At 69.8% G+C, this 20,805-nt stretch carries 16 protein-coding genes and 1 tRNA gene; 4 read left to right on the plus strand and 13 right to left on the minus strand.

What is annotated here, in order from left to right:
- Positions 1 to 165: 165 nt before the first annotated feature.
- Positions 166 to 238: transfer RNA gene (locus AAHA49_RS15225), tRNA-Thr, on the minus strand.
- Positions 239 to 490: 252 nt separating this feature from the next.
- Between AAHA49_RS15225 and AAHA49_RS15230 the strand changes: the two genes are divergently transcribed.
- Positions 491 to 1,609 (plus strand): M20/M25/M40 family metallo-hydrolase, encoded by a 1,119-nt coding sequence (locus AAHA49_RS15230; protein ID WP_339393281.1) that lies wholly within the window; start codon positions 491 to 493, stop codon positions 1,607 to 1,609.
- 75 nt (positions 1,610 to 1,684) lie between these two features.
- Here AAHA49_RS15230 and AAHA49_RS15235 read toward each other — a convergent pair whose 3' ends face one another.
- Both AAHA49_RS15235 and tmk read right to left on the minus strand, forming a co-directional pair.
- A complete protein-coding gene (locus AAHA49_RS15235) occupies positions 1,685 to 2,842 on the minus strand; it encodes a DNA polymerase III subunit delta' (protein WP_339393279.1) in 1,158 nt (385 codons plus the stop codon).
- On the minus strand, positions 2,839 to 5,553 hold the full coding sequence (gene tmk, locus AAHA49_RS15240) for a dTMP kinase (RefSeq protein WP_342038888.1): 2,715 nt from the start codon (positions 5,551 to 5,553) through the stop codon (positions 2,839 to 2,841). The genes AAHA49_RS15235 and tmk overlap by 4 nt, the downstream gene beginning before the upstream one ends.
- Before the next feature lie 183 nt (positions 5,554 to 5,736).
- Here tmk and AAHA49_RS15245 point away from each other — a divergent pair, with 183 nt between their 5' ends.
- Entirely contained in the window at positions 5,737 to 6,471 is a 735-nt protein-coding gene (locus AAHA49_RS15245; RefSeq protein WP_422614443.1) for a lipoate--protein ligase family protein, read from the plus strand.
- A 189-nt stretch (positions 6,472 to 6,660) separates the two neighbouring features.
- Here AAHA49_RS15245 and topA read toward each other — a convergent pair whose 3' ends face one another.
- Positions 6,661 to 9,414: a type I DNA topoisomerase gene (gene topA, locus AAHA49_RS15250; protein WP_339393277.1), complete on the minus strand. Its 2,754-nt coding sequence runs from the start codon at positions 9,412 to 9,414 to the stop codon at positions 6,661 to 6,663.
- A gap of 165 nt (positions 9,415 to 9,579) precedes the next feature.
- A complete protein-coding gene (locus AAHA49_RS15255; RefSeq protein WP_339393276.1) occupies positions 9,580 to 11,316 on the minus strand; it encodes a methyltransferase in 1,737 nt (578 codons plus the stop codon).
- Positions 11,317 to 11,357: 41 nt separating this feature from the next.
- Between AAHA49_RS15255 and AAHA49_RS15260 the strand changes: the two genes are divergently transcribed.
- Positions 11,358 to 13,634 (plus strand): DEAD/DEAH box helicase, encoded by a 2,277-nt coding sequence (locus AAHA49_RS15260; protein WP_339393275.1) that lies wholly within the window; start codon positions 11,358 to 11,360, stop codon positions 13,632 to 13,634.
- Between the two features lie 8 nt (positions 13,635 to 13,642).
- Here the strand turns inward: AAHA49_RS15260 and AAHA49_RS15265 are convergent, their stop codons facing one another.
- The 3 genes from AAHA49_RS15265 to AAHA49_RS15275 are packed head-to-tail and all read right to left on the minus strand — an operon-like array spanning position 13,643 to position 14,596.
- Positions 13,643 to 13,960: an Rv3654c family TadE-like protein gene (locus AAHA49_RS15265; protein WP_339393274.1), complete on the minus strand. Its 318-nt coding sequence runs from the start codon at positions 13,958 to 13,960 to the stop codon at positions 13,643 to 13,645.
- Positions 13,957 to 14,346 (minus strand): TadE family type IV pilus minor pilin, encoded by a 390-nt coding sequence (locus AAHA49_RS15270; protein WP_339393273.1) that lies wholly within the window; start codon positions 14,344 to 14,346, stop codon positions 13,957 to 13,959. Before AAHA49_RS15270 ends, AAHA49_RS15265 begins: the two co-directional genes overlap by 4 nt.
- 1 nt (position 14,347) lies before the next feature.
- A complete protein-coding gene (locus AAHA49_RS15275) occupies positions 14,348 to 14,596 on the minus strand; it encodes a DUF4244 domain-containing protein (RefSeq protein ID WP_339393272.1) in 249 nt (82 codons plus the stop codon).
- 321 nt (positions 14,597 to 14,917) lie between these two features.
- Here AAHA49_RS15275 and AAHA49_RS15280 point away from each other — a divergent pair, with 321 nt between their 5' ends.
- Positions 14,918 to 16,243 carry a D-serine ammonia-lyase gene (locus AAHA49_RS15280; RefSeq protein WP_339393271.1) on the plus strand — a complete coding sequence of 442 codons (1,326 nt, stop codon included), beginning with the start codon at positions 14,918 to 14,920 and terminating at the stop codon, positions 16,241 to 16,243.
- A gap of 315 nt (positions 16,244 to 16,558) precedes the next feature.
- Here AAHA49_RS15280 and AAHA49_RS15285 read toward each other — a convergent pair whose 3' ends face one another.
- The 5 genes from AAHA49_RS15285 to ssd are packed head-to-tail and all read right to left on the minus strand — an operon-like array spanning position 16,559 to position 20,619.
- The gene (locus AAHA49_RS15285) at positions 16,559 to 17,170 is read right to left on the minus strand and encodes a GNAT family N-acetyltransferase (protein ID WP_339393270.1); all 612 of its coding nucleotides are present in this window, start codon (positions 17,168 to 17,170) and stop codon (positions 16,559 to 16,561) included.
- A 35-nt stretch (positions 17,171 to 17,205) separates the two neighbouring features.
- A complete protein-coding gene (locus AAHA49_RS15290) occupies positions 17,206 to 17,808 on the minus strand; it encodes a type II secretion system F family protein (protein WP_342038889.1) in 603 nt (200 codons plus the stop codon).
- The gene (locus AAHA49_RS15295; protein ID WP_339393268.1) at positions 17,772 to 18,449 is read right to left on the minus strand and encodes a type II secretion system F family protein; all 678 of its coding nucleotides are present in this window, start codon (positions 18,447 to 18,449) and stop codon (positions 17,772 to 17,774) included. The genes AAHA49_RS15290 and AAHA49_RS15295 overlap by 37 nt, the downstream gene beginning before the upstream one ends.
- Complete coding sequence (locus AAHA49_RS15300) at positions 18,446 to 19,615, minus strand: TadA family conjugal transfer-associated ATPase (protein WP_339393267.1); 1,170 nt, start codon at positions 19,613 to 19,615, stop codon at positions 18,446 to 18,448. Before AAHA49_RS15300 ends, AAHA49_RS15295 begins: the two co-directional genes overlap by 4 nt.
- Positions 19,612 to 20,619, minus strand: a complete 1,008-nt coding sequence (gene ssd, locus AAHA49_RS15305) for a septum site-determining protein Ssd (RefSeq protein ID WP_339393266.1) — start codon at positions 20,617 to 20,619, stop codon at positions 19,612 to 19,614. The genes AAHA49_RS15300 and ssd overlap by 4 nt, the downstream gene beginning before the upstream one ends.
- Positions 20,620 to 20,805: the final 186 nt, after the last annotated feature.

The following is a 20,805-nucleotide window of genomic DNA, read 5'->3' on the forward strand; positions in this document are numbered from 1 at the left end:
AGACGGCATCGGGATCCAGAAGGGGTGGGGAGGACGAAGCGGGTGACGCGCCCGGGAAAGACACACTTTTTGTCCTGTAACCCCCTATAACCCCTAATGCGTGTCGTAATCGTGTCATCCGGATATGACAAAGGCCGGATACCTGAGTATCCGGCCTGGTCACCGAGCCGCCTGCGGGAATCGAACCCGCGACCTATTCATTACGAGTGAATCGCTCTGCCGACTGAGCTAAGGCGGCAACCGCACCAACTCTAGCCAATGGGTGCGCCACCGGTCAAAACGGCGATCGCGTCCCCGCGGGGACGCCTCCGGGGCCCACCGATAACCTCCACGGTACGCTCACCAGCACGTTCACCGACCGAACGGATCCCCTCCCCGCACCTCGGCGAACCGCCTCGTTCCCTGGTCAGCGCGGGTGCGACACGTGTCACACCGCCCGGACCCGCTAACCTTGGGAGGACACCACCACCCTGCCGAGAGGACCGCATCCGTGAGAGAGTTCGATTCCACCGAGTTCATGAGCGATTTCCGAGCGCTCATCGAATGCGAATCGTTCTCCCACGACCCGGAGTCGCTGGCCCGCAGCGCCCGCCTCATCTCCCGTATCGGCACCGGCCTCCTCGGCGCCGCCCCGCACGTCATCGAGACCGACGGGCACCCGCACCTGCTCTGGCGCTTCGGCACCGGCGACCGCGAAGTCGTCCTCATTGGCCACCACGACACCGTCTGGCCGACCGGAACGCTGAAGTCGTTCCCGTTCTCCGCCGCCGACGGCGTCGTCCGCGGCCCGGGCGCCGACGACATGAAGGGCGGCATCCTCATCGCCCTCTACGCCATGGCCCAGCTGCGCGCCGAACGCGGCAGCCTCGACGGGGTGAGCGTCCTCATCACCTCCGACGAGGAACTCGGTTCCCCGGGTTCACGCGAGATCATCGAGAACGAAGCCCGCGGCGCCAAGGCCGCCCTCGTCTTCGAAAGCGGCGCCCCCGACGGCTCGGTCAAGATCGCCCGCAAAGGCGTCGCCATCTACCAACTCGAAGTCGACGGCCTCGCCGCCCACGCCGGAGTCGAACCCGAGAAGGGCATCAACGCGACCGTCGAGATCGCCAACCAGGTCGTGAGCATCGCCGCCCTCCACTCCCCCGCCGTCGGCACCTCCGTCGTACCCACCGTCATGCGCAGCGGATCGACGACGAACACCGTCCCCGCCGAGGCGGTCGTCGGCATCGACTCCCGCGCGGCCACCATTTACGAACAGGAGCGCATCGACGCGGAGCTGCGCTCCCTGACCCCGACCGTGGCCGGAGCGAAGCTCCACCTGCGCGGCGGCATCAACCGGGCACCGCTCGAAGAGGAGATGGCGATGGGCCTCTACGCCCGCGCCCAGCGCCTGGCGGCAGGCCTCGGTCATCCGCCGCTGCGTTCGGTCGCCGTCGGCGGGGGCTCGGACGGGAACTTCACGGCAGGAGTCGGCACCCCGACCCTCGACGGGCTGGGCACCGTGGGCGGCGGATCCCACGCCCGGACCGAACACGCCCTTCAGGTGTGGATACCCCGCCGCGTTGAACTCACCGCCGCCCTCGTCGGCGAACTCCTCGACGAAGACTGAGCACCCCGCACCCCGCTGACCTCAGCGCTCGGCCGGCCTCAGCGCTCGGACTGCTTCAAGACACCGCCGGTGCACTCAGGCGGCGCCGTCGCGGTTCTGCGCGAGCCACGGGTTCGAGAGCAGGACGAACGCCGATTCGACGATGAGCACCGGAGACATGTTCGTCTGCAGACGCCGCCGCGCCTCGGCGATCGCATCGATGCGCAGCAGCGTCGTGTCCGCTGTGTCCTTGTTGCCCTGCTCGGCGATGAGATCGTCCTCACCGGCGTTGATCCACCCATCGCGCATGCCCAGCTGGAACATGAGGATGTCCCGGTAGAGGCTCATGAGCTCGAGGAAGATCCGGTCGAGTTCGTCGTTGCGGGCACGCACCGACCGCCGCTTCTGCTCCTCCTCGAGCTTGCGGATCTGCGCCCGAGCCGTCGGCGGGATCGTCTTCTCTCCGGCGATGCCCAGCGTGTCCATGAGGTCGCTGCGCTCCTTCGCGTTGCGCTCCTCGACGCGTGCCTTCGCCGTCTCCGCGGCCTCCTCGACGATGCGACCGGCCAAGCGGATCGTCGCCCCCACCGAGGTGAGCTGACCGGGGATCTTGAGGATCTTCCGTCGCTCGTCGGCGGCCGACTCGCTCAGCGCCATGTACTTCGCACGCCCGATGTGGTTCTGGGCCACCGCGGCCGCCCACCTCGCACGTTCGGGATCGACGTGGTCGCGGTCGATGAGGAGACTCGCGACCGCTTCGCGCGAAGGGATCCGCAACCGCACCGGACGGCACCGGGAGCGGATCGTCGTAAGCACGTCGATCGGGCTCGGCGCGCAGAGCAGCCACACGGTCGCCGGCGGCGGTTCCTCGATCGCCTTGAGCAGGACGTTGGCAGTGCGTTCGGTCATCCGGTCGGCGTCTTCGATGATGACGACCCGCCACGGCGAGTTCACCGGCGCGGACTGCGCCCGGCCGACGAGTTCGCGCACCTCGTCGATGGCGATGACGGACTTCTGCGTCGACATGATCGTCAGCGACTCGTGGTGGCCTTTGAGCACCCGGTCGGTGACCTCGTTGGGTGCCTCACCGCCGGAGATGAGCGCGGCCGCGAAGGCGCGGGCGGCATTCGACCGCCCTGACCCGGGAGGGCCCGTGAACAGCCATGCGTGCGTCATCGCCCCGGGCGAGTGGAGCGCGTACTCGAGCTGACGGACGACGTCGTCCTGGCCGACGAGTTCGTCGAAGACGCTCACCGCGTCCCCTCCGGTCCGCGTCCCCGGCTCCGGTTGCGCTCACGCTGCCGGCGGACCCGCTCACGGGCTTGGCGTTCGATCTCGGCCTGCGCCTGCAGCCGCTCGCGGCTCATCTGCCGGGCGCTGCGGGCCGGCAGCACCGTGGTCTCGGCTTCGCCTGCCGCCGAGGCGTCGTCCGCCGAGCCTTCGGCACCCGAAGTGTCGATGACCGTCGTCGGCGCCTCATCGGGGTCGTCCTCGTCGGTCATCGGTGCGCTCGGAGTGAATCGTCCAGCCGGCAGAACCGTCGTCGCGGCCTCCTCCGCGGAGTTCTCGGACACCGAGTCGTCCTCGATCGGAGTGTCATCGGACGCGGCTCCGTCATCGGCAGAGGCAGCATCCGGCGCAGCGGTCGTCGAGTCCTCCTCGATCTCCTCACGTTCGACGACAACAGCCTCGTTGTCCTCCTCGTCCCTGAGGTCGGCGCCGAGGTCAACACGATCGGTCGCGTCCCCGTCATCATCGGCATCGGGTCCCGCGCTCGGAGTGATGCGCTCATCAGAGACCGGAATGAAACGCGCTCGCGGCTCGTCGTCATCCTCGAGCTCACCGGTGCTCGCAGCTGGGGTCGCACTCGACTCGCGACCGGCCGCCTCGGCGGAGGCACCGGTGAGCGGGGCGGCGCCATCGACCGGGCCAGGCGTCCCGAAGACGATGGTCTCGGACTCCTCGGATACGACATCCGTCTGCGGTTCCGCTTCGGCGACCGGAGGCACCGGCTCCGCGGCGGACCGGCGGGTGGGCTGGGACGCCCGGTCCGCCTCGGCGAGGGAACGTCCCTTGGTCAGGGTGTGCGGGAGGCGGGCATGGACGGCGGTGAGGATCTCAGCGGAGAGCTGATCAGCGGGCACGGCGGCGTCGAGGACGATGTAGCGCTCCGGGTCCTTCTGCGCGCGGGAGAGGTAGGTCTGGCGCACCCGCTGGTGGAACGGCTGGTTCTCCTCGTCGAGGTAGTTGTTCTCTCCGCGGGCGCTCATCCGCTCAGCGGCGACCTCAGGGTCGATGTCGAGGACGATCGTCAGGTGCGGGATGAGGCCCTCGGTCGCCCAGCGGCTGAGCGCGAGGATCGTCGTCGGATCGAATTCGCGGCCGGCGGCCTGGTAGGCGACCGTCGAGTCGATGTAGCGGTCGGTGATGACGATGCTGCCCGCGTCGAGACCCGGGTCGACGAGGGAGGCGACATGGTGGGCGCGGTCGGCGGCGAAGAGGAGCGCCTCGGTGCGGGGGCTCGGGGGGTCGGAGTCGAAGAGCACGGACCGGATCTGCCGGCCGAGCTCGGTGCCGCCGGGTTCACGCGTCGATTCGACGCTGTAGCCTTCGTCGGCCAGCGCTCGGGAGAGGCGGGCGATCTGGGTGCTCTTGCCCGAACCGTCGCCGCCTTCGATGGCGATGAAGAATCCGGGACCGAAGCGGTCGGCGAGTGCGCCGACGCCGTCCTTGCTCGCATCCTCGGACTGCGCGTGGGGGCGGAAGCCGTGGACGATGTCGACGGACAGTCCCTGCATGCCGTGCGGGTCGAAGACGAAGAGTCCGACGATGCCGGCGACGAGGGCTGCGAGCCCGATGAGGACGAAGGCGACGTCGGCCGGGGGCAGCGCCCAGATCGGGGCGGTGCCGATCGGGTCGACGGTGATGTTCACGGCGTTGATGAGCAGCGCGATGAGACCGCCGCCGACGGCGCCGATGCGGCGGGAGAAGTCGTAGACCTGTGAGCGCACGCCGATGCCGACGAGGAACGCGACGACCCCGGTGAGCACGACCTTGCCGGAGAGTTCGTCGATCGCACCGGTGGCGACGAGGAGGAGCCCGGAGACGGCGAGGGCGAACGCGGAGACGCGGGGCCGGGACATGCCGGGGGCGAACGTCGGTCCCATCTCGAAGCCGATCGCCCAGCCGAGGAGGGCGACGACGAGGATGAGCGCGTACCCGGCCTGACCGAAGCTGTGCTCGACGGCGGTGGGCTGGGCGAGGATGAACGCGGCGCCGAGGACCCCGAAGAGCGCGATCGGCACCCACGGCTTCTCGATCGACGCCGGGGGCCTGGCCACGCGGGCCTTCGCGATCGGGAAGGCCCCGGTCGTCGCCGTCTCCGCGTGGAGGGCGCGTTCGGGGGTGAGGTAGATCATCACGGCACCGATGACGAGGGCGACGCCGACGAGCAGACTCATCCAGCCCAGCGCCTGTGTGCCCGCGGCCGCACCGCCCATGATCTGGAACGAGCAGGCGAGGAAGAGGAGCACGGTGGCGGGCACCCCGACACGGCGCCACGGCTTCTCGTTCGTGAACGGGGTCAGGCTCATGAGCAGGCCGACGACAGCACCGAGGACGAGGGCCGCCACCCAGCTCAGCCACGCGCTCGGGGCGAGGCTGAGGACGATGAGGAGGACAGCCTCGGCGACGGTGGACAGGCTCAGGGCGAGCTTGCGCACGGCGGGACCGCGGCGGGCGAAGACCTTGGCCGGGATGAAGAGCCCGGCACCGGCGAGGACGAAGACGATGAGGAGGGAGAGGCTGCCGGCCTGGTTGTCGAACTCGCCGGCCCCGATCATCTCCCCGATCATCGTGAACCCGCGACCGCTGACGGTCGTGAGGTACCCGCTGGTGCCGGCCACGACGTAGCTGATCGCAGCGAGGACGATGAGAGCGCCCCAGACCGCGGTTTCGGTGACCAACCGGCCAGGAGCGCCGGGAAGTCGATGTCCTGTAGTCGTCAACATGCTCACGCCACTACCCTATCCGCAGCTTCTGACATATCTCTTGGAAGGCCTCGCCTGTCCGCCCGCCACCCGGTTTCGCGTACGCCCATCCTCTACTCTGGAGCCGTGGCAGTTGAGAGCTCACCCCAGACCCCGACGATGGACCTCGTCGACTCAGCGGGCATGTCGGCGATCGACGAACTCGCCTTCGCGCGTGTCCTCCTCGATTCCGTCAAGACCGGTCGCAGAGGTCCGACCCTGCGCCTCTACCGTCCTGCCCCGACGCTCGCCTTCGGGGCCAGGGACCGCTTCCTCCCCGGGTTCCCCGCCGCTGTCGAGGCCGCTCGCGCCCACGGGTTCACCCCGGCCCTGCGCAGTCTCGGCGGCCGCGCCGCCGCCTACCATCCCGGGTCCCTCGTCATCGACCACATCGAACCCAGCGATTCCTTCATCACCGACACGACGAAGCGCTTCAGCTCCTTCGGAGCCGACTACGCGCAGGTGCTGCGGAGCCTGGGTGTCGACGCCCGCCTCGGCGAGATCCCCGGCGAATACTGCCCGGGCGAGTACAGCGTCAACGTCGCCGGGCGGATCAAGGCCATCGGCACCGCGCAGCGCGTCGTCTCCGGGGCATGGCTGTTCTCGTCCTCGGTCGTCGTCACCGACCCCGACCCGATCCGGGCCGTGCTCACCGACGTCGAAGCCGCCCTCGGGGTCGACTGGGATCCGGCCACGGGTGGGGCGATCAGCGAGATCCATCCGGAGATCACCGTGGATGCCGTCGCCGAGGCGTTCGCCTCCTACTACGGCCGTGCACACACGCTCACGCCGAGTTCACCGACCCCCGAGGAGCTCACCGCCCTGCCCGAGCAGGCTGCCAAGCACGTGCTGTGAGCATCAGCGCCGACGGCGACCTGCCCCGATCACACCGCTGAGCACACTGCTCCGCACCTGATCCCTCGGGTTCCTGCGCCCTTTTGCCGGCGCGCCCAGGATTGAGCGCCCACTCGCGGGTGAGACCCGGGCGAGGTTCACCCGCGAGTGGGCGGACAATCGCCGCAGCGTGGGCGCACACGCCGATCCTCAGGGAGTCTTCGGCTTCGCCGTCGTCTTCTTCGCAGCCGTCGTCTTCTTCGCAGCCGTGGTCTTGGCCGCAGTGGTCTTCTTCGCCGACGTCTTCTTCGCGGGCGCCTTCTTGGCCGGTGCCTTCTTCTTCGCCGGTCCCTTCGCACGCTTCTCCGCGAGGAGTTCGGCCCCGCGGGCAGGCGTGATCGTCTCGACGTCGTCGTCCTTGCGCAGGGTCGCGTTCGTCTCCCCGTCGGTGACGTAGGGACCGAAGCGACCGTCCTTGACGACCATCGGCTTCTTCGTCTCCGGGTCCTCGCCGAGCTCCTTGAGCGGCGGCTTCGCCGTCCGTCCGCCCCGCTGCTTGGGCTGGGCGTAGATCGCCAGGGCCTCGTCGAGGGTGATCGTGAAGATCTGCTCCTCATCGGTCAGCGACCGCGAATCCGTGCCCTTCTTCAGGTACGGGCCGTAGCGGCCGTTCTGCACCGTGATGTCCGTGCCCTCCTCGTCCTGGCCGACGATGCGGGGCAGGCTGAGGAGCTTGAGCGCGGTCTCGAGGTCGATCGTGCCGACGTCCATGGACTTGAACAGGGAACCCGTGCGCGGTTTGGGCTTCTTCGCACCGCGCTTGGGCTTCTCCTCCGGCTCCGGCAGCACCTCGGTGACGTAGGGGCCGAACCGGCCGTTCTTCGCCACGATCGTGTGCCCGGTCTCCGGGTCGACGCCGAGTTCACGGTCACCGTCACCCTGGGTCTCGATGAGCTCGGCAGCCTTGGCTGCGGTGAGCTCGTCCGGGGCGAGGTCGTCGGGCAGGGACACCCGCTTGGGGTCCTCGCCCTCGACCGCCGAGGCGACCTCGAGGTAGGGACCGTACCGGCCCACCCGCAGCGCCACGCCCTCGCTGATGGGAACCGTGTTGACCTCACGGGCGTCGATGTCGCCGAGGTCGTCGACGATCTCCTTGAGCCCTTCCCGGTCGTAGCCCTCGGCGCCGAAGTAGAAGCGTGCGAGCCAGGCCTTGCGGTCCTCCTCGCCCATCGCGATCCGGTCGAGCTCGGATTCGAGGTCGGCGGTGAACTCGTAGTCGACGAGCTCCGTGAAGTGCTCCTCGAGGAGGCGGACGACGGAGAACGCGAGCCAACTGGGCACGAGCGCATTCCCGCGTGAGGTGACGTAGCCGCGGTCCTGGATGACGGAGATGATCGAAGCGTACGTCGAGGGACGGCCGATGCCGAGCTCCTCGAGCTGCTTGACCAGGCTCGCCTCGGTGAAGCGCGGAGGCGGTGCCGTGGTGTGACCGTCGGCTTCGACGGAGACGACGGAGAGCTTCTGGCCCTCCTCGACCTGCGGCAGGCGGGATTCGCCGGACTTCGTGTCGTACCGGCTCGCGTCCTGACCCTCCTCGTAGGCGGCGAGGAAGCCGCGGAAGGTGATGACGGTGCCCGAGGCGCTGAAGCCCGCCTCATGGCCGTCGCCGAGGTCGGCACCGACCCGGATCGTCGCGGTCTTGCCCTTCGCGTCGGCCATCTGACTGGCGACGGTGCGCTTCCAGATGAGGTCGTAGAGCCGGAACTCGTCGCCGTTGAGCGACTTCGCGACCTGGGCGGGGGTGCGGAACGAGTCACCGGCGGGCCGGATCGCCTCGTGGGCCTCCTGCGCCGACTTCTGCTTGCCCGAGTACTGGCGGGGCGCTTCGGGGACGAACTCGGGACCGTAGAGTTCGGTGACCTGCCGGCGGGCGGCTGAGATGGCCTGACCGGACAGCGCCGAGGAGTCGGTGCGCATATAGGTGATGTAGCCGTGCTCGTAGAGCGACTGTGCCGTGCGCATCGCCTGGCGGGCGCTCATGCGCAGCTTGCGGCCGGCCTCCTGCTGCATCGTCGACGTCGTGAACGGGGCCGCGGGCCGCCGCGAGTACGGCTTGGATTCGACGGCGGTGACGGTCAGAGCGTTCTTCGCCGGACCCGAGAGCAGGGTCGCGAGCTCTTCGGCGCGGGCCTGGTCGACGACGACCGCCGACTTCGTCTTCAGCTGTCCCTTGTCGTCGAAGTCGCGGCCGCTGGCCACGCGGGAGCCGTCGAGGGTGGTGAGGTTCGCCGCGAACGGGTTCGACCCGTCGGGCAGACCGAGGTCGATGTCGAGATCCCAGTAGTCGGCGGAGACGAAGGCCATGCGCTCACGTTCGCGTTCGACGACGAGGCGGGTCGCCACCGACTGGACGCGGCCGGCGGAGAGTCCCGCACGGATCTTGCGCCACAGCACCGGGGAGACCTCATAGCCGTAGAGGCGGTCGAGGACCCGGCGGGTCTCCTGGGCGTCGACCAGGTCGATGTCGATCTCGCGGGTGTTCTCGAGCGCCCGGGCGATCGCCTCGGGGGTGATCTCGTGGAAGACCATGCGCTTGACGGGGATCTTCGGCTTGAGCACCTCGAGCAGGTGCCACGCGATGGCTTCGCCCTCGCGGTCCTCATCCGTTGCCAGATAGAGTTCGTCGGCGTCCTTGAGCAGGCGCTTGAGTTCGGTGACCTTCTTCTTCTTGCCGGGGTCGACGCGGTAGTAGGGGTCGAAGCCGTTGTCGACGTCGACGGCGAACTTGCCGTAGGGCCCCTTCTTCATGTCGGCCGGCAGCTCCGAAGGCGTCGGCAGATCGCGGATGTGTCCGACGGATGCTTCGACGTCATAACCGTCGCCGAGGTACCCCACGATCGTGCGCGCCTTCGTCGGGGACTCGACGATGACGAGACGACGGGGCTTCTTCTCGGTTGTGGCCACGTTCACTCATTCCTTCCATGGCGCTGCGCCGTCTGCGGCGCTGAGATGATCGACGGATTGGACGATCCGGCCCAATGTAACACTGTTGTTCGCTTGCCATCTTCATCGGGCCACGCAAGCGCATCGGTCCCGCCGCCTCGGCGGGGAGACCGGGAGGAGGCCCGCTCAGGAGTCGCCCGGCAGCAGCGCACCGGCGGCGACGAGGGTTCTCACCTGCGCAGTGAGCTGGGCTTCCAGCGCGGTGGGATCGACGTCGAGGAGCTGGGCCAGTGCCGCGGCCGTCTGGCGCAGGGTCAGCGTTCCGTCGGCGACGGAGACGAAGCCGGCGAGCGCGGTGTCGAGGTCGAAGACCTGCCCGAAGCCGATGCCCTGCTCGAGCGTGATCGAGCTCGGGTCGGACTCCCCCGGCACGTGGTGGCGGTGCTCGACGAGGTCGGGTGAGCGGGTGAACGCGGTCGTCGCGAACTCCTCGTCGCCGGTGGCCGCGAGCCACGTGCGCAGGGCCTCGACCGTGGTGAGGAAGGCGCTGATTCCGTGGGGATTGGTCGCCGTCGCCGAGGTGATCCTCACCCTCTCGCGCACCGCGGGCCGGGCATCGGGGCGGGGTTCCGCCTCGGCGGGCGAAAGCGATGAGGAATCGTTATCTGCCCGGTGCAGGAGGACGTAGCCGAAGACGATTCCGGTGACGTTGCGGGAGGCGAAGTCGTCGAGCCATTCCGCGGTCGCGGCATCCCAGTCGGCACTCGCCCGCGGGATGCCGCCGTCGCGGATCCACGTCTCGGCGTAGGCGACCGGGTCGAGGGCTTCGCGTTCGATGACGAGCACCGAGGTCTCTGGGTCCTCCACCCAGACCTCCGGCCCGTCGGCCGAATCGGCGGTCGTCTCCCAGTTGCCCAGGCACACGGCTCGACCTCCGGGGGCGAGCACGCCGGGGACGGCGGCGAAGAGCTCACGGACGAGGCGGTCCCCGCTCATGCCGCCGTCACGGTACTCGAAGTCGGGGATGACCGCCTCGGCGGCGGTGGTGCGGGGTGTGATGACGAACGGCGGGTTGGACACGAGCAGGTCGACGGGTTCGTCGATGGGGTCGAGCAGCGAGCCCTGCCGCAGCTCGATCGTGCGCACGCCGGCCAGGCCGGCGCTCAGCGCGGTCAGGTGCAGGGCCCGGGCGGAGATGTCGGTGGCGATGACGCGGTCGGCGTGGCGGGCGAGCAGGAGGGCCTGGATGCCGCAGCCGGTGCCGATGTCGCAGGCCACGCTCACATGTTCCCGAGGGGTGAGGGTGACGAGCGTGCGGCCGGCACCGCCGAGGCCGAGGACGAAGTCGCCGTCGAGGACCTCGGGCGAGGTCAGGGTGCCGTGGTCGGCGACGAGGTAGAGGTTCTCATCGCCGGGGCGCAGACCGCGCGGGACGCCGACGGGCAGGTCGTAGGGGGTGAGGGCGAACGGGGCGCGGGCCCTGAGGTTGACGCCGTCGGGGCGCACCTCCTCGACGAGGCCGAGGTCGCGGGCCGCGGCATAGGAATCATCGCCCAAGGCCGCGGCGAGGACGACGGCCGGCAGTGCCTCCTTGAGCCAGAAGGTCACGGCGATGGCGGCGAGTCGTTCCTCGGCGCTGAGTTCGGGGAACTGAGGGTCGGAGGCGGTGACGCCGGTGTCTGCGGTGACGCGGATGCCTGCGGTTCCGCCGGCACCGAGCACTTCGCGAACTCGCTCATCGAGGACCCGGCGGCAGTGATGGAGGGCCGGGGCGGAATTGTTGCGGGCGAGCGCATCGGAGACGGGTCCGCCCCAGAACTGCCGCAGGTACGGTTCGGTGTACCCGGCGGCATAGAGCCGGGCGCCGAGCGCTTCGGCGGCGGCGAACTGGGCGTCGGTGAGTTCTCGCGTCTGATCGGTCACAGTTGAATCCTAGCCAGAGGCCGGTGGGAGATAATCGATCCATGTCCTCCTCCGCTCTTCACGACATCGTCTCGGGATTCGGTGTCCGCGATGATCGGATCGTCCATCTTCGCGACATCCCGCAGCGCGTCGAGGAGGACGCGGATTGGCCCGACTGGGTCGATGAGGAGCTGCGGCAAGCGACCCATGCGATCGGGGTCGACACACCGTGGCGCCACCAGGTCGAGGCGGCCCAGGCCGCCCGCGACGGCGAGGACGTCGTCATCGCGACCCCCACCGCGTCGGGCAAGTCGTTGGGATTCTGGCTGCCGGTGATCGAATCGATCCAGGCGACCCGGGACGGTCTGCGCACCGCCTCGGCGATCTACATCGCCCCGACGAAGGCGCTCGCGGCCGATCAGCTGACGAAGCTCGAGAAGCTCATTGTGCGCGGGGTCCGTCCCGCCGCCTACGACGGTGACACGTCGCAGGCGGCCAAGGACTGGGCGAGACGGCATGCGAACATCATCTTCACCAACCCCGACATGCTCCACCGCTCGATCCTGCCGCAGCACGAACGGTTCGCCCGCCTGTTCAAATCGCTGCGCTACATCGTCGTCGACGAAGCGCACCGGTACCGGGGAGTCTTCGGCTCCCACGTCGCCCTCATCCTCCGCAGGCTGCTGCGCATCGCCGCCCACTACGGGGCGCATCCGGTCGTCATCGGGGCGTCAGCGACGATGGCCGAACCCGATATCGCCTTCGCCCGGCTCACCGGACGGCCCGCCCACCCGGTGACCGAGGACGCCTCCCCACGCGCCGCCGGCAGCTTCGCATTGTGGGAGCCGCCGCTCTCGGCTGCCGGGGATCGTCGCGGGGGCATGGCCGAAGCCGCCGACGTCATCACCGATGCGATGTGCGCCGGCTACCGGTCGATCACCTTCATCGCCTCCCGCCGCGGCACGGAGACCCTCGCTGCGACCGTGCGCGAGCAGGTGGGTCGGGTCGACGAGTCGCTGACCGGCAAGGTCGCGGCCTATCGGGGCGGGTACCTGGCCGAGGAGCGGCGGATGCTCGAGTCGTCGCTGCGTTCGGGGCAGCTGCTGGCCGTGGCGTCGACGAATGCGCTCGAGCTCGGCGTCGACATCTCCGGTCTCGACCTCGTCATCATCTCCGGCTGGCCGGGCACGCTGGCCTCCCTGTGGCAGCAGGCCGGTCGGGCCGGGCGTGCCGGGCAGCGCTGGATGGCGGTCTTCATCGCCCGCGACGATCCGCTCGACATCTACGTCGTCCACCATCCCGAGGTCATCTTCGACGCCCCCGTCGACGCCGGGGTCATCAATCCCGGCAACCCTCATGTGCTCGGCGGACACCTGTGTGCGGCCGCGGCCGAGGTGCCGCTCACTCCCGCCGATCTCGTCCACTTCCCCGACAATGCCGCCGAGGTGGTCGCCGACCTCGTCGACCGCAGACTGCTGCGGTCCCGACCGACCGGGTGGTTCTGGGCGAAGGACGAACCGGCCACCGAGCTCTCGGACATCCGCGGTGGCGGGGGCGGACTCTTCCGGCTCGTCGAAGCCTCCACCGGCACCCTGCTCGGCACGGTCGACGAGTCGGGGGCGCATACGGGCGCGCATCCGGGAGCCGTCTACACCCATCAAGGCACGGACTTCCTCGTCGCCGACCTCGACCTCGAGGAGCGCATCGCCCTGGTCGAACGGGCGGACGTCGACTACACGACGCAGCCGCGCTCGACCACTGAGATCGCCATCGTCGACACCGCAGCCCAGCGCACTCTGCCGTCGGGGGTGAGCGTGGCCAGTGGCACCGTCGATGTCACCGATCATGTCGTCGCCTACCGGATGCGGGCGAAGCGGGGCGGGGCGATCATCGCCGAACATGATCTCGACCTGCCGGAGAGGACCCTGCGCACCTCGGCCGTGTGGTGGACCGTTCCGCAGTCCCTCCTCGAAGCCGCGGAGATCCTCCGCCCGGACCTGCCCGGAGCCGTCCATGCCGCCGAGCACGCCTCGATCGGGCTGCTGCCGCTCTTCGCCGGCTGCGACCGCTGGGACATCGGCGGGGTCTCGACGGCACTGCATGCGGACACCGGCATGGCCACGGTGTTCGTCTACGACGGGCTGCCCGGCGGCGCCGGTTTCGCCGAACGCGGCAGCGAGGTCATCGAGGAATGGCTCGGCGCCACCCGGGATGCGATCGCGGCCTGCGAATGCGTCGACGGGTGCCCGTCGTGCGTGCAGTCACCGAAGTGCGGCAACGGCAACGAACCCCTGGACAAGGAGGCGGCCCTGCGGCTGCTGCGCACCGTCCTCGGGTGAGCGCGTTCTCACTTCCCGGCGACGGCCTTCTCCTTGACTGCCGGCAGCGGGCCGGGGATGTCGACGGAGACTTCGACGAAGGCGCTCTGCTCGGATGCCGAGGCACGACAGTCGCGCATCGTGGCTCCGTTGCGTCTGCTCACCTCCTTCGCGATCTCGCACGGGTCGCCGGGCGCCGTTCCCCGCACCGCGTCCGCAGCGGCAAGTGCTGCGAGATCCGCGGCCGCCTGTGCCGTGCTGTGCGCGGCGAAGGCCTGTGAGAGCGCCCCGATCGCGGTGACGAGGGACAGGATGAGCGCACACAGTCCGATGACGATGTTCGTCATCCCGGATCGCCTCCCTCATCCGAGCGTCCTCCTTCGGTGCGCGCGGTCGCTGCCGCTTCGACCTCGTCGAGGAAGAAGATCGCCTCGGGCAGACGGATCGTGACCGTGACTCTCGCGTAGCCGCCGTCGGTGCCCACGCGCACTGTCGCAGCCTTGCCCGCATGCTTCTTCGCCTCATCGACGACGGCGGCCCGCGGTTCGCCTCTGGCGATCTCCCGGGCGGCCGAGCGGGCTGCGTCGAAGGCCCGCAGCTGAGCGAAGCCGATGCCTGCGGCCCCGACGAGCACGACGATGAGCAGCACGAGGGCCGGCAGCACGACGGCGAACTCCGCCGTCGCAGTCCCTCTGTCCCCCGGCTCTGCGCCGTCGTGCTCGCGGGAGCGCATCTCAGCTCCCGAGGCCGAGGGCCGTCTGGATGACGCCGGTGACGAGTTCCTTGATCGGTTCGGACTTGAGGATGACGACGAGCAGGGCGGCGAAGCCGCAGGCGGCCAACGTGGTGATCGCGTACTCGGCGGTCGTCGCTCCCGTGTCCGGGCCCCAATCGGGTTCGATCGCGTTCGGCGGGTCTGCTCCGTCGCCCGGTGCAGCGTTCTCGGTCACCGCGGTGGTGTCGGTCGGGGTGTCTGTGCTCATGTTCTCCTCCTCGGAATCGGAACCGCACGCTGTGCGTGAGGGCCTCCAGCGTGGGCGCGCCCCGCGTTCGGTGTCGAGAGTCGAATGAGAGCCTGTGGATACCGGTCGAGCCTCCACAGGCCCCGGGAGCATGAGTGAGGGCGCCGTCCACAGTCGGCTGCACACGAGTGCACCTCGCCTGCCGCGGCCTGCGACCCAGCAGATCCTCGCACCGGCAGACCTGATCCCCGAACCAGCAGGCAGTCACACCGCGGGACTCTCCGATGACGGACAATGGGGACGGTGACGGCAGGGATCGAGGACTCCGGGAAGGACGACACTATGACCACAGGCGCTCTGCAGGGCAGTGACTTCGCCGATGACGAGGTCGTCGCCGATCTCGCCGCTGGCGGCCAGACGACATGGTTCCGCCCCGAGCTGCCGCCGAGCGCATCGGTGCTGGACAGCATCGACGTCGACCCCCAGGTCATGGACGACGCGGCTGCCCGGTTCGACCGCTTCGCCCCGTGGTTCGCTTCGACGTTCCCCGAGACCGGAACCGGCGTCATCGAATCCCCGCTCGTCGCCGCCCCCGCAGCCCAGGCGGACCTCGACGGCCGCCTCGGCCAGACCCTGCCCGGCAGGCTCTGGCTCAAACGCGACGACACCCTGCCGGTGAGCGGCTCGATCAAAGCCCGCGGCGGCTTCCACGAGGTCCTCGAACATGCCGAGACGATCGCCGCCGAGGCCGGCCTCGATCCGCAGGATGCCCGCACGTACTCCGGCGACGCGTTCCGTGCACAGGCTGCTGAGCACAAGATCGTCGTCGGATCGACGGGGAACCTCGGTCTCTCGATCGGGATCCTCGGTGCGAGCCTCGGCTTCGCGTGCACGGTCCACATGTCCGCCGACGCCAGGGAGTGGAAGAAGGTGAAGCTGCGCTCCCACGGCGTCGAGGTCATCGAACACTCCGGCGACTTCGTCGCCGCGGTCTCCGCCGGGCGGGAGAGCGCGGCAGCGGATCTACGGGCGCACTTCGTCGACGACGAGGACTCCGTGAGCCTCTTCGCCGGCTACTCCGTGGCCGCCCTGCGCCTTCGCGACCAGTTCGCAGCCCTCGGCGAACCCATCGATGCCGACCACCAGCTCGTCGTCTACCTGCCGTGCGGGATCGGCGGCGGCCCCGGTGGGGTCACCTACGGCCTCAAACGTCTCTTCGGCGACAACGTCCACTGCGTCTTCGTCGAACCCGCGACCGCGCCCGCGATGTTCCTCGGCGTGCGCACCGGGCTCCACAGCGATATCAGCGTCCAGGACATCAGACTGAGCGGTCGGACGAACGCCGACGGTCTGGCCGTGGCCCGTCCCTCCCGCTTCATCGGTCCCCGTATCGGACCGCTGATCTCAGGGTTCGCCGGCGTCAGCGACGACATCATCTCTGCCGGGGTCGCCGTCCTCGCCGACACCGAGGGCATCGAGGCCGAACCCTCGGCGACCGCCGGCCTCACCGTCCCGTGGCGGGGAACCGTCTCTGTCCCGCCCTGGCCGATGGACGAGTCGACGAAGCACCTCGTGTGGCTGACCGGGGGCGCCATGGTGCCCGCCCAGGAACGCCGCCACTACCTTGCCGAGGCACGCACCGACCTCGGAGCCCTCGCACTCACCTGAGCAGCACGCACCAGTTACCGGCGTCGGCCCGCGACCATCGCACTGCTCCTACGATCCCTCAGGAGAGCGCAGGGCTCCGCTCGCTGCGAGAGTGGTGATCGCGTACTCCGTCGTCAAGGTGTCAGTGCTCATGCTCTCCTCCTCGAAGAGGTGACCGTGCGCGATCTGCGAACGGTCCTCCACTGCGGAGGAGGCACACGGACCGGGTCGAGGGGCGGACCCGAGGCTGTTGATATCGGCTGAGCGTCCACAGGGTCGATGCACATGAGCCCCGCGGCACTCGACAGGAGTGCGTGCAGGAGTCCGCTCAGGTCCTCAACCGGCCCAGTCGTCCCTGAGCACCGCCATGATCACCTCGTCGTGGCGACGACCGTTGAAGAACACCGCTTCGCGCCGCCTGCCCTCCTCGACGAAGCCGGCCTTCGAGTACGCAGCGATGCCGCGGGTGTTGAACGCCCAGGTGCGCAGTTCGATGCGGTTGAGGCCAAGCTGGAGGAACCCGTAGCGCAGCGCCAGGCGCACGGCGTCGGCTCCGAAGCCGTGCCCGTGGAACTCCGGTCCGAGGATGATCGCCAGCGTCGCCGACTGATTGATCGTGTCGCGTCCGAAAAGGGTGACGTGTCCGACGAACTCCTCGGTCTCGAGCAGTTCGATGCTCAGGCCCACAGAACTCGAGTCGGTGTTCGCACTCCACTGCGTGAACTGCTCGGACACACCGCCTTCGGGACGCGGCAGCACGGTGCTGTTCTGGAGGACGACGATCGAGGGGTCGAACCACCACTGCTCGAGGTAGGGAAGGTCAACGGACTGGAGGGGGCGCAACCGCACGGAGGTGCCGACGAAGAGGTTCTCGGCGTAGCGCTCGGCTTCGTCGACGTCGGTGAGTCGTTGGAACGGTGTCACGGAAGTCGGTGTCGCAGCAGACATGGCCCGACCCTATCAACCGCAGCCGAGCCCTCCACTCAGGAGAACACGGTCGTGAGGTCGGTGAGCAGGGAGATGACGACGGGGACGACGGAGAGCAGGAGGAACGCGGGCAGGATGCACACCCCGAGCGGGATGACGAGACGCACGCCCAGTGCCGCTGCCGCCTCCTGACGCCGCCTCCGGGAGGCCGCGCGCAGCTCCCCGGCGACGGATTCGATGAGCGGTGCGGGACCGACACCGGTGTGCTCGGAGAAGACGAACACGTCGAGGACGGGTCGCAGCCGGTCGTCCTCGGCGAGATCCTCTCCCCCGATCGTCTTCGCCCTCGCGATCCGCAGCAGCCCCGACCGGTCGCCGGTCGCCTCGGCGGTGAGGGTGAGCGCCACGGGGATCGGCAGACCCGCGGTGAGGCAGATCGCGACGAGGTCGAGATCGAACGCGAGTTCCTCATCGGTCACCCCCGCCCGCACCGAGGCGGCCCCGGGCGAACCACACACCTCCGGTTCCTGCCCGAGCAGGCTGCGCAGCCGGGTCGAGGACTGTCCTGCCCACAGCAGGACCGCCGCACCGACGAGGAGGCCGACGATGAGCGCGGCCATGGTCAGCGCTCCGCCCGCATCATCATCCGCCTCATCCACCATCTCCCGAGCAGGTAGAGGACGAGCCCACCGCCGATGCTCAGCTGCCCGGGCAGTCCGGAGACGAGGTCGAGGGGCCGCACCCCGATGAGCAGGCCCAGGCCCATCCCGATGAGGGGAAGCCAGCTGAGCACCCGAACGGTCGCGCGGGGGCCGGCCATGGCGATTCGACGCTCCCGGTCGGCGTCGAGAGCATCGCGGCGGGCGGCCGCATACCGGAGGATCATGTCCGCGGCCGGAGCTCCCGACCGCTCCGAGACAGTCCACACCGACGCCATGCCGGCGAACACCTCGGCGGCCGCCGGCGGCAGGGACTGCCCACGGGACGCGATCGCCTGCCCCGGCTCCTCACCCAGGGCGATCGCCCGGGAGATCGGCTGCAGACGATCATCCTGCCTGCTCAGCGTCGCCATCACCGCCTGCGGAGTCATACCGACCTTGAGCAGGTGCGCACAGTTCTCCACGGCCCCGATCGCCCACAGCCGTTCGGCTTCGTCATCGCGTGCCCGCGGCCGCTGCCGTCGTGCGCGTCCGCGGCCCTCGCGGGCACCGGAGAGCAGCTCCCGCAGACGGGACACGGGATCGGGCGGGGCGGCGAGGAGAATGCCCGCGGCGATGAGGACGGCGAGGACGACGGTCATGGCGCCCTCTGCTCGAGCACGGCTTCGAGGCGGGCGAGCGCACGCCGGTTGAATTCCCCACCGGTCAGCGGGGAGGCCCGCCCCCACACGGGTTCCATCGTCAGCGACTCCCCGGTGTCCCGGGTCGGGATCGCCAGTTCCGTCAGTCCCCGATCGGTCCCCACCCGCCGCAGGTGAATGACGAGGTCGATCGCGGTGGCGAACTGCGAATGCACGGCCTGCGGACTCATCCCGGCCAGCGCTCCGAGGGCGGCGAGGCGGCTGGGGACCGCCTCGGCGGTGTTCGCGTGGATCGTCGCACACCCGCCCTCATGACCGGTGTTGAGCGCGGTGAGCATGTCCCGGACCTCGGGTCCGCGGCACTCCCCGACGACGAGGCGGTCGGGGCGCATCCGCAGGGCGTTGCGGACGAGGTCAGTCAGGGTGACCTCGCCGCCGCCTTCGACGTTGGCCTGCCGGGCGGCGAGCTGGACGACGTGGCCGTGGCCGATGATGAGCTCCCGGGAGTCCTCGACGACGACGATCCGGTGGGCCGGGTCGACGAGGCCGAGGAGTGCGCCGAGGAGGACGGTCTTCCCGGTGCCCGTTCCGCCGGAGATGAGGATGTTCGCCCGGGACTCCACGGCCGCGGTGAGCAGGTCGGACACCTCGGCGGGGATGAAGCCGTCGGCCCGGAGGTCGGAGATGCTGAACCCGCTGCGTCGGGGCACGCGGAAGGAGATCGTCGTATGCTCCCCGGAGATCGGCGGGACGATCGCGTTCATCCGCACTCCGTCGGGCAGGCGGACGTCGACGAACGGGCTCGAATCGTCCAGCCGTCGCCCGCCGAGAGCGGCCAGCCGGACGGCGAGGGAACGCACCTCGTCCTCGGAGCCGAGGGAGAGGTCGAGCCGGGTCGGACCGGTGCCGGTGTCGGCGAAGACCTCCCGGGGACCGTTGACGAAGACGTCGGTCGTCCCCGGCACTTCGAGGACCGCCTGGAGGGGTCCGGCGCCGGAGAGCTGCGCGGAGAGCCTGGTGACGAGGTCGAGGAGGGCCGCGGAACCGAGCACCCGGCCGGTGCATTGGACCGCCTCGGCGACGGCGGCCGTGGTCACGGGGCCCGGGTTGTCGAGGAGGGTCTTGCGCACCTCGGCGACGAGGGACGCGTCGAGCCATTCGCTCATCCCACCCACTCCCCGAGCAGGCGGTCGACGAGGCGGCCGAGGCGGGCGCCGCCGGGAATGCCCTCCCCGCGGTCGACGGCGGCAGACAGGCCCCGGTCGTCGCGGATGCTGCCGGCCAGACCGAGGCCGATCGAGTCGGCGAGCAGGTCCGCGTCGAGTCCCCCCGCCCCGGTCTCGCGGACGACGAGGCGGACGTCGGGGTGGGAGTGGGAGAGCCGTTTGGCGACCTGGGAGGCGGCGACGGCCGAACGGACGCGGGCGGGGGCGACGAGGAGGACGTGATGGCAACGGCGTGTCCACTGCGGTGGGGCATGGCGGGGCAGGTCGACGATGACGAGGTCGAAGGCCTGACCGGCTGCGGAGAGCACGTCGTCGAAGACCTCAGGGTCGAGGTCGAGGGTGTCGTCGCGTCCCCACGAGAGGATCGCGAGACCGTCGTGGACGGGCAGCGCCTGACGCAGCACGGAGGGTCGCAGCTGTCCGCGGGAGGCGCTGAGGTCCGACCAGCGGGGGCCGGGCACCTGTTCGGCGCCGAGGACGAGGTCGAGACCTCCCCCGAGGGGATCGGCGTCGACGAGGACCGTGGGCACATCGCCGCCGGCCCGGCGGGCGAGCGCGCACGCGAGCACCGAGGCACCGGCGCCGCCGCAGCCGGCGACGACTCCGACGGTGACGCCTGGGGCGACCGGGGGTTCGACGGCGGCGATGATCCGCTGGCTCAGCCATTCCGCGGCCGAGGGGAGCATCGCGAGCTGTTCGACGCCGAGGCTCGCCGCCTTCCTCCACGCCGAGGCGGTCTCGTCGCCGTCGAGGACGACAAGGATCCGGTCGGTGCCTTCGGCGGCGGGGATCTCGTGGACGTCCTCGCCGAGGAGGATGAGCGAGGCGTTCTGCCAGCCGCCCGAATCGGGTGGGAGGACCTTGAGGTCGATGCCGATGCTTTCGGCGACACGGGCGCATTCCTCCGTGATGGCGCCGAGGTCGGTGATGAGTGCGATCTGCATGGGCCCACAGTGCCCCCGCGGGCCCAGCGGAGACCAGGGCCGAGACGGCGCCTGTGGACAGGGATGCGAAAGGGCGGTTCCTGTGCACTCAAGTCACAGGAACCGCCCTTCGTCCGGTCGGTCGTGCGTCGCTCCCGGTGAGAACCGGTCGGCTGCGCTCAGGTCGGTGTCGGCGCGGTGTCCGCC

The organism is Brevibacterium ammoniilyticum (assembly GCF_038429965.1).
In the GTDB taxonomy this organism is placed as follows: Bacteria; Actinomycetota; Actinomycetes; order Actinomycetales; family Brevibacteriaceae; genus Brevibacterium; species Brevibacterium ammoniilyticum.